At 60.3% G+C, this 12,217-nt stretch carries 15 protein-coding genes; 7 read left to right on the top strand and 8 right to left on the bottom strand.

Annotated elements, in window-relative coordinates; genetic code table 11:
- Positions 1-23 precede the first annotated feature (23 nt).
- A complete protein-coding gene (erpA, locus tag OZ428_RS30135; protein WP_003176443.1) occupies positions 24-374 on the bottom strand; it encodes an iron-sulfur cluster insertion protein ErpA in 351 nt (116 codons plus the stop codon).
- A gap of 164 nt (positions 375-538) precedes the next feature.
- Positions 539-1,573: an N-acetyl-gamma-glutamyl-phosphate reductase gene (gene argC / locus OZ428_RS30140; protein WP_269132150.1), complete on the bottom strand. Its 1,035-nt coding sequence runs from the start codon at positions 1,571-1,573 to the stop codon at positions 539-541.
- A 135-nt stretch (positions 1,574-1,708) separates the two neighbouring features.
- Here argC and hemJ point away from each other — a divergent pair, with 135 nt between their 5' ends.
- From hemJ to coq7, 6 genes are all read left to right on the top strand, one after another.
- Positions 1,709-2,137: a protoporphyrinogen oxidase HemJ gene (hemJ, locus tag OZ428_RS30145; protein WP_269132151.1), complete on the top strand. Its 429-nt coding sequence runs from the start codon at positions 1,709-1,711 to the stop codon at positions 2,135-2,137.
- A gap of 24 nt (positions 2,138-2,161) precedes the next feature.
- Complete coding sequence (locus OZ428_RS30150; RefSeq protein ID WP_133075349.1) at positions 2,162-3,124, top strand: NAD(P)H-dependent flavin oxidoreductase; 963 nt, start codon at positions 2,162-2,164, stop codon at positions 3,122-3,124.
- 70 nt (positions 3,125-3,194) lie between these two features.
- On the top strand, positions 3,195-4,151 hold the full coding sequence (locus OZ428_RS30155) for a DUF805 domain-containing protein (RefSeq protein ID WP_269132152.1): 957 nt from the start codon (positions 3,195-3,197) through the stop codon (positions 4,149-4,151).
- A 64-nt stretch (positions 4,152-4,215) separates the two neighbouring features.
- On the top strand, positions 4,216-5,004 hold the full coding sequence (locus OZ428_RS30160; RefSeq protein ID WP_269132153.1) for an SDR family NAD(P)-dependent oxidoreductase: 789 nt from the start codon (positions 4,216-4,218) through the stop codon (positions 5,002-5,004).
- 46 nt (positions 5,005-5,050) lie between these two features.
- A complete protein-coding gene (locus OZ428_RS30165; RefSeq protein ID WP_010206940.1) occupies positions 5,051-5,389 on the top strand; it encodes a histidine triad nucleotide-binding protein in 339 nt (112 codons plus the stop codon).
- A gap of 117 nt (positions 5,390-5,506) precedes the next feature.
- The gene (coq7, locus tag OZ428_RS30170) at positions 5,507-6,154 is read left to right on the top strand and encodes a 2-polyprenyl-3-methyl-6-methoxy-1,4-benzoquinone monooxygenase (RefSeq protein ID WP_015886151.1); all 648 of its coding nucleotides are present in this window, start codon (positions 5,507-5,509) and stop codon (positions 6,152-6,154) included.
- A gap of 65 nt (positions 6,155-6,219) precedes the next feature.
- On the opposite strand, the gene OZ428_RS30175 is transcribed toward coq7, so the two are convergent.
- Positions 6,220-6,642, bottom strand: coding sequence for an OsmC family protein (locus tag OZ428_RS30175; RefSeq protein ID WP_005792019.1), 423 nt, complete (start codon positions 6,640-6,642; stop codon positions 6,220-6,222).
- Between the two features lie 247 nt (positions 6,643-6,889).
- Here OZ428_RS30175 and crp point away from each other — a divergent pair, with 247 nt between their 5' ends.
- Positions 6,890-7,534, top strand: coding sequence for a cAMP-activated global transcriptional regulator CRP (gene crp / locus OZ428_RS30180; protein WP_033898139.1), 645 nt, complete (start codon positions 6,890-6,892; stop codon positions 7,532-7,534).
- Here crp and OZ428_RS30185 read toward each other — a convergent pair.
- From OZ428_RS30185 to trpE, 5 genes are read right to left on the bottom strand one after another with little or no spacing between them, the layout of a single operon-like run.
- Positions 7,531-8,226, bottom strand: coding sequence for a lipoate--protein ligase family protein (locus OZ428_RS30185; protein ID WP_269132154.1), 696 nt, complete (start codon positions 8,224-8,226; stop codon positions 7,531-7,533). The genes crp and OZ428_RS30185 overlap by 4 nt on opposite strands.
- A gap of 2 nt (positions 8,227-8,228) precedes the next feature.
- Positions 8,229-9,065: an indole-3-glycerol phosphate synthase TrpC gene (gene trpC, locus OZ428_RS30190; protein ID WP_269132155.1), complete on the bottom strand. Its 837-nt coding sequence runs from the start codon at positions 9,063-9,065 to the stop codon at positions 8,229-8,231.
- The gene (gene trpD / locus OZ428_RS30195) at positions 9,062-10,111 is read right to left on the bottom strand and encodes an anthranilate phosphoribosyltransferase (RefSeq protein ID WP_010206948.1); all 1,050 of its coding nucleotides are present in this window, start codon (positions 10,109-10,111) and stop codon (positions 9,062-9,064) included. Before trpD ends, trpC begins: the two co-directional genes overlap by 4 nt.
- A 9-nt stretch (positions 10,112-10,120) precedes the next feature.
- Positions 10,121-10,714, bottom strand: coding sequence for an aminodeoxychorismate/anthranilate synthase component II (locus OZ428_RS30200; protein ID WP_236318464.1), 594 nt, complete (start codon positions 10,712-10,714; stop codon positions 10,121-10,123).
- 9 nt (positions 10,715-10,723) lie between these two features.
- Entirely contained in the window at positions 10,724-12,205 is a 1,482-nt protein-coding gene (gene trpE, locus OZ428_RS30205) for an anthranilate synthase component I (protein WP_025857058.1), read from the bottom strand.
- Positions 12,206-12,217: the final 12 nt, after the last annotated feature.

Consider the following 12,217-nt stretch of genomic DNA (forward strand, 5'->3'; position numbering starts at 1 on the left):
GGCGTTTTTGTATGCGCTACAGATTAGATCGAGAACGAAGACCCGCAACCACAGGTCGTGGTGGCATTAGGGTTCTTGATCACGAAACGCGAACCTTCCAGACCTTCCTGGTAATCCACCTCGGCACCTGCCAGGTATTGGAAGCTCATCGGATCCACGACCAGGCTCACGCCCTCGCGCTCAACGATGGTGTCATCATCGGCCACATCTTCATCGAAGGTAAAACCGTACTGAAACCCTGAACAACCGCCGCCCGTAACGAATACGCGCAGCTTCAAGCGATCATTACCCTCTTCATCGACCAGGCTCTTCACCTTGTGCGCAGCACCGTGGGTGAATTGCAAAGCCGTGGGGGTGAAGGATTCAACGCTCATGCTGATAATCTCCCGGCGTACCGCCGCCATATGCGTAATGGCGGCATTATCCGCTTCTCCTAGAAAAGCGGTCAACTATTGTTACGGTATATCAATCTGCGCTGCCGCCATTAAAAACACAAAAGGCCCGATCAACGGGCCTTTTGCGCAACCACCTGAAAGTCTTAAGGCAGCATGCCCGCGTGGGACAAGCCCAGCTTCTCATCCAGGCCAAACAGGATGTTCATGTTCTGCACCGCCTGGCCCGACGCGCCCTTGACCAGGTTATCGATCACCGACAGCACGACCACCAAGTCGCCATCCTGTGGACGGTGCACCGCAATCCGGCACACATTGGCACCGCGCACGCTACGAGTTTCCGGATGACTGCCGGCCGGCATCACGTCAACGAACGGCTCATTGGCGTAACGCTTTTCAAAGAGCGCTTGCAGGTCGACCGAGCGGTCAACCACGGTTGCGTACAACGTCGAGTGAATACCGCGGATCATCGGCGTCAGGTGCGGCACGAAGGTCAGGCCCACGTCCTTGCCCGCCGCGCGACGCAGCCCCTGGCGGATTTCCGGCAAATGACGATGCCCTTTTACTGCATAGGCCTTCATGCTTTCCGACGTCTCGGAGTACAGCGATCCGACTGCGGCACCACGACCGGCGCCACTGACGCCCGACTTGCAATCTGCGATCAAGCGCGAAGCATCCGCCAACCCAGCTTCCAGCAACGGCAGGAAACCCAGCTGAGTCGCGGTCGGATAGCAACCCGGCACCGCAATCAGGCGCGCTTGCTTGATCTGCTCACGATTGACTTCCGGCAGGCCATACACCGCCTCCTCCAACAGCTCCGGCGCGTCGTGGGGCTGACCGTACCACTTGGCCCATTCATCGGCGTCCTGCAGACGGAAATCCGCCGACAGATCGATCACCTTGGTGCCCGCCGCCAGCAGTTCACCGGCCAATGCGTGGGCAACGCCGTGCGGGGTGGCGAAGAACACCACGTCGCAGGCGCCCAGGGTCTTGATGTCCGGAACGCTGAACGCCAGGCCGTCGTAGTGGCCTCGCAGGTTCGGGTACAAATCGGCCACGGCCAGCCCGGCCTCGGATCGGGAAGTGATGACCACCACCTCTGCTTGCGGATGCTGTGCCAACAGACGCAGCAATTCGACACCGGTGTAACCCGTGCCGCCGACGATACCGACCTTGACCATAAACCTGCCCTCAACGAACCCACTGGAAAGCCGTCGATAATAGGGGCCGTATCGTCCTGCGACAACCGTCAACGTGACGTACGGGCGCATGAGCCACTACTATCTCGGCTACCGTGAACCTGGGAATAACTAAAAATGCTTTATCTATGGGTCAAAGCCTTCCATATCGTCAGCATCGTCTGCTGGTTTGCCGGGCTGTTCTACCTGCCACGCCTGTTCGTCTATCACGCCCAAAGCGAGGACACCGTCAGCAAGGAGCGTTTCAGCGTCATGGAGCGCAAGCTCTACCGCGGCATCATGGGGCCGGCGATGGTTGCCGCGCTGATCTTCGGCGGCTGGCTGATCTACCTGAACCCGAGCCTCTTTCATTCGGGCGGCTGGATCCACGCCAAGCTGACCCTCGTCGTACTGCTCATCGGCTACCACCATATGTGCGGCGCGCAGGTAAAACGCTTCGCCCGTGGCGAAAACACCCGCAGCCATGTCTTTTATCGCTGGTTCAATGAAGTGCCCGTTCTGATATTGCTGGCTATCGTAATTTTGGTCGTGGTCAAACCGTTCTAATTTCAATTACTCGGGGTACCTCCAATGTCATTGCCCGCTCTGCTTGAACAACGTCTGCGCCTGCCCGTCGTGGCGGCGCCGATGTTCCTGATTTCCAACCCGCAACTGGTCCTGGCGTGCTGCCGCAATGGGGTGGTCGGGAGTTTCCCGGCGCTTAACCAACGTGAAAGCAGTGGGTTCAAGGCCTGGCTGGAGGAAATCGAAGCGGGCCTGGCACAGCTGGATAACCCCGCGCCCTACGCCGTCAACCTGATCGTGCACCACAGCAACCCACGGCTGGAGGCCGACCTGGCGATCTGCGTCGAGCACAAAGTGCCGATCGTCATCACCAGCCTGGGCGCCGTGAAGGAGTTGGTAGACGCCGTACACAGCTACGGCGGCCTGGTGTTCCATGACGTCACCACCCGACGTCATGCCGAGAAGGCTGCCGAAGCCGGCGTAGATGGCCTGATCGCCGTCGCGGCCGGCGCTGGCGGCCATGCCGGCACCTGGAGCCCGTTCTCACTGATTGCCGAGATACGCCAGTTCTTCGACAAGACCCTGCTGCTGGCCGGCTGCCTCAACCACGGGCACGAGATTCTCGCCGCCCAGTTGCTCGGTGCAGACCTGGCCTACTTCGGCACACGCTTTATCGGCACCACCGAAAGCCACGCCCCGGATGCTTATAAAGAGATGCTGCTCACATCGCGCGCGGCCGACATCGTGCACACTCCCGCTGTCTCCGGCGTGCCCGCCAGCTTCATGCGCCAGAGCCTGGAAAACGCCGGTTTCGACCTCGCCGCCCTGCAAGGCAAAGGCGAGGTCAACTTCGGTTCCAAGCTCAAGCCGTTGAGCGACGAAGCCAAGGCATGGAAGACTGTATGGTCCGCCGGCCAAGGTGTCGGTGAAATTGATGATTTGCCCAGCGTCGATGAACTGGTTGCCCGTCTGGATGCCGAATACCGCAAGGCCCGCGAACACGCAGCTCAATTGCGCTGGCCGCGCTGACCCAACCGCAAGGCCTGCCACTTGAGCCGGCCTGCACCACCTCCCCGAATCAAGTGACAAGGAAGCCCGCATGAGCGACAACCGTTTCAAGATTGTGTTTGATGGAGCCTTGCTCCCGGGAGTCGAAAGCACCACGGCCAAGCTGAACCTGGCTGAGCTGTTCAAGAGTGACGTCGAAGCCATCGAGAAGCTCTTCACCGGTCGCCCGGTCGCGCTCAAGCGTGACCTGTCGCGCCCGGATGCGGAAACCTACCTCACCGCACTGAAAAACGCCGGAGTCGATGCGCGCATTGAACCCGAACAGCCCGTGGCCTTCAGCCTGGACGAAACTCACGAAACTGACTCTGGCAACTTCTCGCGCCCTGCAGCTTCACCTTACGCACCACCACGTTCCGCCGTGGGTGATGACCTGCCGGAATACGCCACCCTCAAGGTGTTCACTATCCACGGGCGCATCGGTCGACTGCGATACCTCGCCTGGACCCTGGTGTTGACCCTCACACTGCTGGTTGCCGGCGGCATCATCAGCACCGTCAGCTTTGCCGTTGCCACCGCTTCGCCAACGGCGGGGACCATTCTTGGTGTACTGCTAGGCCTCGGGCTGTTTGTTGCGCTGGTCTGGGTCAGTGTGCAAATCGGTGTGCAGCGCCTGCACGACCTGGGCTGGTCGGGCTGGTTGTACTTCCTCAACCTGGTTCCGCTGGTGAACAGCGTCTTCCCGATCCTGCTGCTGGTATTGCCGGGCAATGCAGGCGCCAACCAGTACGGTGCGCCACCACCACGCAACTCCACGGCGGTAAAAGTCCTGGCCACGCTGTGGCTGGCGTTTATCCCGGTCATGCTTGCCATCGTGGTAACCCTGGGCATGAACGGCTACCTGAACCAGCTCGAAGCCAACATGGACAGCAGCTACGAAAGCAGCTCCATCAACTCCGATGAAGACGCTGACCAAGCCACCACCGTCGAAGAAGACGAAGCGCAGAGTGCTGACGAAGCGGGCGAACCTGTAGACTCTCCAGAACAGTGAAGAAACGCCCCCCGGCCTGTGATGCCTTTGTCACAGGCGCGGTGGCGTTGCGATGGAGAAAGGCATGACCCGTTACGCTCTGATCACCGGCGCCTCCAGCGGCATCGGCCTGGCCATGGCCGAAGCCCTGGCCCGTCGCGGCCGCAGCTTGATTCTGGTGGCCCGCCAGCGTGATCAGTTGGAAAGCATTGCAATCGAGTTGACCCAACGCTTTGGCGTCGAGGTGCTGTTCCGGGCCTGCGACCTGGGCGAGCCGTTGCGTTTGTCCGGGTTCCTGCTGGAGCTTGAAGAAGGCGAGCGGCAGATCGACCTGCTGGTGAACTGCGCCGGCATCGGCACCAGCGGGCCATTCCTGGCCCAGGATTGGATGACCGAACAAGACCTCATGGAGGTCAACATCCTCGCCTTGACCCGTATGTGCCACGCCCTTGGCAACACCATGGCGCTGCACGGCGGCGGGCAGATTCTCAATGTGGCGTCCATCGCGGCGTTCCAGCCCGGCCCGTGGATGAGCACTTACTACGCCAGCAAAGCCTATGTATTGCACTTTTCCGAAGGCTTGCGTGAGGAATTGAAGACCTGCGGCATCAAGGTCTCAGTGCTCTGCCCCGGCCCTACTCGCACCGCGTTCTTCGGCACCGCGCAGATGGACACCACCAAGCTCGACCGCAGCCAACAGCTGATGAGCCCCGAAGAAGTGGCGCTCTACACCGTGCGCGCCCTGGATAAAAACAAAGCCATCATCATCCCTGGCCGCCGTAACCGCTGGATCGCCTTCAGCCCGCGCTTCAGCCCACGCTGGCTGACCCGCAAGATCGCCGGCGCCATCAACAAGGCCTATTGCCCACGTTGATTGGCTGAGTACACTCACCCTGCACATTCATAATGGAGAAACAGCTGTGGATACTCTGTTCACCAAGATCATCAACAGAGAAATACCCGCGGATATCATCTACGAAGATGATCAAGTCCTGGCCTTCAAGGACATCCACCCGGCGGCGCCTGTGCATTTCCTGGTCATTCCCAAGAAACACATCCCGACCCTCAATGACCTGACCGAAGAAGATAAAGCCCTGGCCGGTCATATTCTGTTCACCGCCCAGCGCCTGGCCGTGGAACAAGGCTGTGAAGAAGGTTTCCGGGTAGTGATGAACTGCAACCCGAAAGGTGGGCAGACCGTCTATCACATCCATATGCATGTGCTGGGTCAGCGCCAGATGAACTGGCCGCCGGGCTGATCAGCCCTTCATCTAAGGTCGCGGCCCCAGGCTGCGACCCCATGCCCTTGACGCAGCGCAAACGCTTCCCCCTCTCTTGCGGTAAACTGGCCGCCGAGATTCTTCCCGGAGGTCAGCATGACTACCCAACGTCACTACTCGCCGATTGACCGTCTGTTGCTGCAAGCCGACATGGCCATGCGTACGCTGCTGCCGTTCAGCGGCCAGCCGTATCGCCCTTCGCCCGCGATTGTGCAGCCCGACGCCCAGATGAGCGAGACCGAGACCCGCCACGTCGCCGGCCTGATGCGCATCAACCATACCGGCGAAGTCTGCGCCCAGGCGCTGTACCAGGGACAGGCCCTGACCGCCAAGCTGCCGCAGGTCCGTGCCGCCATGGAACATGCCGCCGAGGAAGAAATCGACCACCTGGCCTGGTGCGAGCAACGCATTCGCCAACTGGGCAGTCACCCGAGCGTGCTGAACCCGCTGTTTTATGGTTTGTCGTTCGGGATTGGCGCCGCTGCCGGCCTGATCAGCGACAAAGTCAGCCTGGGTTTTGTCGCCGCCACCGAACATCAAGTGTGCAAACACCTGGATGAGCATCTGGAACAACTGCCGGCCGAAGACGAAAAATCCCGGGCGATTCTTGAGCAGATGCGCATCGATGAAGAACACCACGCCGAAAGCGCGTTGGATGCGGGCGGTTTCCGCTTCCCCGCGCCGGTGCGGTTCGGTATGAGTCTCTTGGCCAAAGTCATGACCAAAAGTACCTATAGAATTTGAATGCATCGAATCTGAGCCGAAAAAAGGGCGCTATCACAGCGCCCTTTCTTTTTGCGATTGAGCGATCAACCCAACTCGATGATTTCGTAATCATGGGTGATGGCCACACCGGCCGCGCCGAGCATGATCGACGCCGAGCAATACTTCTCGGCTGACAGCTCGATAGCACGCTTGACCTGGGCTTCTTTCAGCGCCCGGCCCTTCACCACGAAATGCATGTGGATCTTGGTGAATACCTTGGGGTCTTCAGTGGCGCGCTCGGCTTCCAGGAAGGCCTCACAGCTTTCCACGGCTTGGCGGGACTTTTTCAGGATGCTGACCACGTCGAAATTACTGCAACCGCCTACGCCCAGCAGGAGCATTTCCATCGGGCGTACGCCCAGGTTACGGCCACCGGCTTCCGGCGGGCCATCCATGACCACCACATGGCCACTGCCCGACTCACCGAGGAACATGGCTTCGCCCGCCCATTGGATGCGTGCCTTCATCGCCCAGACTCCACTGCTAAAAAAGGGTCGCCAGCTTAGCACAGGGCCCGCCTGCGTCAGCGCTTCCAACAAAAGCGATCAATAGCAGGGTTTGCACGGAAAATTGGCTAATCGAGTCAGAATGTGTCTGTTAAGCTGACGCCAAATCGATGGCGTAATGCCACCCTTTATACAGCGCGTATCAGTGCCGATACCCGATGAATACAACAACTCAAACTATTTAGCGCAGTCTTTTCGGGATACAACCATGGTTGCCCTTACTCCCATACCCAAGATCAAGAATCTCGACAAACTGTTGATGCATTGCCAGCGACGCCGCTACCCGGCCAAGCACAACATCATCTGCGCGGGTGAACGCTCCGAAACGCTGTTCTTCATCATCAAAGGCTCGGTCACCATCCTGATCGAAGATGAAGACGGCCGTGAAATGATCATCGCCTACCTGAACACCGGGGATTTCTTTGGGGAGTTGGGGCTATTCGAACAAGCTGGCAAGGAACAGGAGCGCAGCGCCTGGGTGCGCGCCAAGGTCGAATGCGAAGTGGCCGAGATCAGCTACGCCAAGTTCCGCGAGCTTTCCCAGCACGATCCCGACATTCTCTATGCCCTGAGCGGCCAGATTGCTCAGCGTCTGCGCGACACCACGCGCAAGGTCGGCGACCTGGCATTTTTTGATGTAACGGGACGAGTCGCCCGTTGCCTGCTGGATTTGTGCAAGCAGCCCGACGCCATGACGCATCCCGACGGAATGCAGATCAAAGTCACGCGTCAGGAAATCGGGCGCATTGTCGGCTGTTCACGGGAGATGGTCGGTCGCGTGCTCAAGGACCTGGAAGAGCGCAACCTGGTACACGTCAAAGGCAAGACGATGGTGGTGTTTGGCACCCGCTAAACCGGCAGGAAACTGGCCAGCATTTTGCGGTACAGGGTGTCCAGCCGGCTGATCGCATCCGGCGCGGGGAAGGCTTCGTGCAAGGCAATGTGGCTGTCGGCGCGCACCCGCTGGTCGAGGCCGCAGGCTTCATTGAAGCGGTTGACCGCCGCGATCAGCTCTTCGCGATCGTTTTCCAGCAACAGCGCACCGTGCACCAACCCCACCGGGCGACCACCACTTTGTCGCCAGCGCTGGGCCGTGCCGACCATTTTGCGGCCGTTAAGGTTGACGTTGTAGCGACCGTCGCAAAACGCGCCGTCGATTTCACCGATGGACGCATCGCCTCCCAACTCGATCAGCAAATCGCAGATCGGTTGGCATAAACGCAAATAACCGGTTTCGATACGGTTCTGATCGCCTTCACTGCGCGGCGGAGCATAGACCAGGGCGATATTGACCGTCGCATTCGACTGCGGCACCGGTTCTCCACCGGTTTCACGCAACAATACCGGCCAACCGGCATCCGCGGAAACCTGGCTGGCGGTCTCAAATGCCGGCAAGCGGCTCAAACGACGTGGCATGACCAAGGCTTGGTCGCTGGGTTGCCAGAACAGCAAGCCATATTCCCGCTCACCCGCGCAAACAGCCGCCAGCAGGTCTTGCTCGGCGGCAAGCCCTGCTTCGACGGTCATCGCCACCGGCTGCGTCATCATCAATCCAGTGTCGAACCGCTGACCGCCACACCACGCTCCGGGAAGAACAGGCGCTGCAACTCAGCTCCCGGGTTCTCGGCACGCATGAAGGTCTCGCCCACCAGGAACGAATAAACACCGCTGATCTCCATCAGCTCCACATCGGCACGGTTGACGATACCACTCTCGGTAATCACCAGACGGTCGCGTGGGATGCGCGGCAGCAGGTCGAGGGTGTTTTCCAGGCTGACTTCGAAGGTGTGCAGGTTACGGTTGTTGACCCCCACCAGCGGTGTGTCGAGGGTTTTCAGGGCGCGTTCCAGTTCGTCACCGTCGTGCACTTCGACCAGCACATCCAGGCCAACGCTTTTGGCCACGGCCGCCAGTTCCGCCATCTTCACGTCATCCAGGGCGGAGACGATCAACAGCACACAGTCGGCCCCCAAGGCACGGGCTTCGACGATCTGATACGGGTCGACCATGAAATCCTTGCGGATCACCGGCAACTTGCACGCGGCTCGGGCCTGCTGCAGGAACAGGTCGGAACCCTGGAAATAGTCGATATCAGTCAGTACGGACAGGCAGGTCGCACCGCCCTTCTCATAGCTCTTGGCGATCTCTTCAGGAATGAAGACCTCACGAATCACGCCCTTGCTCGGCGAAGCTTTCTTGATTTCAGCAATGACGGCCGGCTGCTTGAGCTTGGCCTGGGCGATCAACGCACTGGCAAAGCCACGCGGCGCATCAGCGATCTTCGCCTGGGCTTCCAGCTCGGCCAGGCTCACGCGGGCACGACGCTCAGCCACTTCTTCGGCCTTGCGGGCCAGGATCTTTTCCAGAACGGTCGGCACACTCATCCTTCATTCTCCATCTTGAATACCGCGGTGAATGCTCCCAGCTCTTCGAGCTTCTCGCGAGCCAGACCGGTGTGCAGCGCATCGTGGGCCAAGGCGACACCTTCTTTAAGACTATAGGCGTGGTCGGCCGCATACAGCGCAGCACCCGCATTCAACACTATCATCTCGGCAGCTTTTTGACCGTTCTCGGTCTTGCGACGCCCCAGGGCATCGCGAATCAACTCCAGGGAGGCCGCCGGGCTTTCCACCGCCAGGCCGTGCAGGCTCTGGCTCTTCATGCCCAGATCTTCCGGTTCGACCCAATACTCGGTGACCTGGTCATTCTTCAGCTCCGCCACAAAGGTCGGTGCCGCCAGGCTGAATTCGTCCAGGCCGTCCTTGGAATGCACCACCAGCACATGCTTGCTGCCCAGGCGTTGCAGTACTTCGGCCAATGGCCGGCACAGTGCCTGGCTGAATACGCCCACCACCTGGTGTTTCACACCGGCCGGATTCGTAAGCGGGCCGAGCATGTTGAACAGGGTGCGCAGGCCGAGGTCCTTGCGCGGGCCTGCGGCGTGCTTCATCGCACCATGATGGGATTGGGCAAACATGAAGCCAATGCCGACGCTGTCGATGCAACGCGCCACTTGTACCGGCGTCAGGTTCAGGTAGATCCCGGCCGCCTCCAGCAGGTCGGCGCTGCCGCTCTTGCCGGACACGGCGCGGTTACCGTGCTTGGCCACGGTGCAACCCGCCGCCGCGACCACAAACGAAGAAGCCGTCGACACGTTGAAGATGTTCGCACCGTCACCGCCAGTGCCGACCACATCGACCACGCCGTCGAGGGTCTTGAGCTCGACCTTGTCCGCCAACTCGCGCATCACCGATACGGCGCCGACAATCTCGTCGATGCTTTCGCTCTTCATGCGCATGGCCATCATGAACGCGCCAATCTGCGCGTCGGTGCATTGACCGGTCATGATTTCGCGCATCACATCGCTCATTTCAGCGGTGCTCAGGTCCAGGTGGCCGACGATACGGCTCAGGGCAGTCTTGATATCCATGGAAAGTCCTTAGCGCGTGCCGCCGCTCTGCTTGAGAAAGTTGGCGAACAGCTCGTAGCCCTGCTCGGTCAGGATCGATTCAGGGTGGAATTGCACCCCTTCGACATTCAGTGTCTTGTGGCGCAGGCCCATGATTTCATCGACCGAGCCGTCTTCAAGTTGGGTCCAGGCGGTCAGCTCCAGGCATTCCGGCAGGGTTTCGCGCTTGACCACCAGCGAGTGGTAGCGGGTCACCGTCACTGGCAGGTTGAGGCCATGAAACACGCCTGCATCTTTATGGAACACCGGGCTGGTCTTGCCGTGCATCACCTGGCGCGCACGCACCACGTCACCGCCAAAGGCCTGGCCGATGGACTGATGGCCCAGGCACACGCCCAGGATCGGCAACTTACCGGCGAAATACTGGATCGCCTCCAGGGAGATGCCCGCCTCGGTCGGCGTGCACGGGCCTGGCGAAACCACGATGCGCTCCGGGTTCAGGGCAGCGATCTCGGCCACGGTCATTTCGTCGTTGCGCACCACCTTGACTTCGGCACCCAGCTCACCCAGGTACTGCACAACGTTGTAGGTAAAGGAATCGTAGTTATCAATCATCAGCAACATGGGGAAACCTCAGGAATTGGGGGTCTGTTCAGCCAGCGCAACGGCGCGGAACATCGCGCGGCGCTTGTTCAGGGTTTCTTCCCATTCGAGGGCTGGCACCGAGTCGGCGACGATCCCGCCACCGGCCTGCACGTGCAGCTCCCCGTCCTTGATCACGGCCGTGCGGATCGCAATGGCCGTGTCCATGTTGCCGTTCCAGGCGAAATAACCCACGGCGCCGCCATACACACCGCGCTTGACCGGCTCCAGTTCGTCGATGATTTCCATCGCGCGGATCTTCGGCGCACCCGACAAGGTGCCCGCCGGCAGAATCGCGCGCAGCGCGTCCATCGCCGTCAGGCCGGCTTTCAGCTCGCCGGTGACGTTGGACACAATGTGCATCACATTCGAGTAACGCTCGATGACCATTTTCTCGGTGAGCTTCACTGAACCGATTTCCGAGACACGCCCGGTATCGTTGCGGCCCAGGTCGATGAGCATCAGGTGCTCGGCGATTTCCTTGTCGTCGCTCAACAGGTCTTCTTCGAGCGCCAGGTCGGCCTCTTCGGTCGCACCGCGTGGGCGGGTGCCGGCAATCGGGCGCACGGTGATCAGGTTGTCTTCGACACGCACCAGCACTTCCGGCGAACTGCCCACCACGTGGAAGTCACCAAAGTTGAAGAAGTACATATACGGCGTTGGGTTGAAGCAACGCAGGGCGCGGTACAGATCGATTGGCGCGGCCTTGAAGTCGATGGACATACGCTGCGACGGCACCACCTGCATGCAGTCACCGGCGAGGATGTACTCCTTGATGGTGTCGACGGCGCGCTCGTAGTCATCCTGGGTAAAGCTGGAACGGAACACCGGGTCGGCGGCCGGTGGACGGCTGAGGTCCAGGCCGCGACGCGGGGTGATCGGCTGGCGCAGTTTTTCCAACAGGGCTTCGAGGCTGGCGCGGCCTTGCTCGAACGCGTCCGCCTGGGACGGGTCAGCCAGTACGATCGCGTGCATCTTGCCGGCGAGGTTGTCGAACACCACTACGGCATCGGAAACCATCAGCAGAATGTCCGGCACGCCCAGCGGATCCGGGTTCGGGCATTTGCCCAAGCGTTTTTCCACATAACGCACGCAGTCGTAACCGAAGTAACCCACCAGGCCGCCGTTGAAACGCGGCAGGCCAGCAATGGTCGGCACGTTGTAACGCGCCTTGAACGCTTCGACGAACGCCAGTGGATCTTCTACGTCGTGGCTTTCGATCTCGACGCCATCATGGGTGATGCTCACATGATGGTCGTGTACCCGCAGCACCGTACGGCACGGCAGGCCGATGATCGAGTAACGCCCCCACTTCTCGCCGCCCTGTACGGACTCGAGCAGGTAGGAATTGGGCTCGTCGGCCAGTTTCAGGTAGATCGATAGCGGCGTGTCGAAGTCGGCCAGGGTTTCGCAGGCCAGGGGGATGCGGTTATAGCCGGCAGCGGCCAAACGCAGGAATTCTTCGCGGGTCATGATATGCCTCGT

Source organism: Pseudomonas sp. GXZC (assembly GCF_026967615.1).
In the GTDB taxonomy this organism is placed as follows: domain Bacteria; phylum Pseudomonadota; class Gammaproteobacteria; order Pseudomonadales; family Pseudomonadaceae; genus Aquipseudomonas; species Aquipseudomonas azotoformans_A.

Bases quoted from the DNA above. Each gene is read 5' to 3' on its own strand.
- erpA (WP_003176443.1), bottom strand. From the start codon at position 374: ATGAGCGTTGAATCCTTCACCCCCACGGCTTTGCAATTCACCCACGGT.
- argC (WP_269132150.1), bottom strand. From the start codon at position 1,573: ATGGTCAAGGTCGGTATCGTCGGCGGCACGGGTTACACCGGTGTCGAA.
- hemJ (WP_269132151.1), top strand. From the start codon at position 1,709: ATGCTTTATCTATGGGTCAAAGCCTTCCATATCGTCAGCATCGTCTGC.
- OZ428_RS30150 (WP_133075349.1), top strand. From the start codon at position 2,162: ATGTCATTGCCCGCTCTGCTTGAACAACGTCTGCGCCTGCCCGTCGTG.
- OZ428_RS30155 (WP_269132152.1), top strand. From the start codon at position 3,195: ATGAGCGACAACCGTTTCAAGATTGTGTTTGATGGAGCCTTGCTCCCG.
- OZ428_RS30160 (WP_269132153.1), top strand. From the start codon at position 4,216: ATGACCCGTTACGCTCTGATCACCGGCGCCTCCAGCGGCATCGGCCTG.
- coq7 (WP_015886151.1), top strand. From the start codon at position 5,507: ATGACTACCCAACGTCACTACTCGCCGATTGACCGTCTGTTGCTGCAA.
- OZ428_RS30175 (WP_005792019.1), bottom strand. From the start codon at position 6,642: ATGAAGGCACGCATCCAATGGGCGGGCGAAGCCATGTTCCTCGGTGAG.
- crp (WP_033898139.1), top strand. From the start codon at position 6,890: ATGGTTGCCCTTACTCCCATACCCAAGATCAAGAATCTCGACAAACTG.
- OZ428_RS30185 (WP_269132154.1), bottom strand. From the start codon at position 8,226: ATGACGCAGCCGGTGGCGATGACCGTCGAAGCAGGGCTTGCCGCCGAG.
- trpC (WP_269132155.1), bottom strand. From the start codon at position 9,065: ATGAGTGTGCCGACCGTTCTGGAAAAGATCCTGGCCCGCAAGGCCGAA.
- trpD (WP_010206948.1), bottom strand. From the start codon at position 10,111: ATGGATATCAAGACTGCCCTGAGCCGTATCGTCGGCCACCTGGACCTG.
- OZ428_RS30200 (WP_236318464.1), bottom strand. From the start codon at position 10,714: ATGTTGCTGATGATTGATAACTACGATTCCTTTACCTACAACGTTGTG.
- trpE (WP_025857058.1), bottom strand. From the start codon at position 12,205: ATGACCCGCGAAGAATTCCTGCGTTTGGCCGCTGCCGGCTATAACCGC.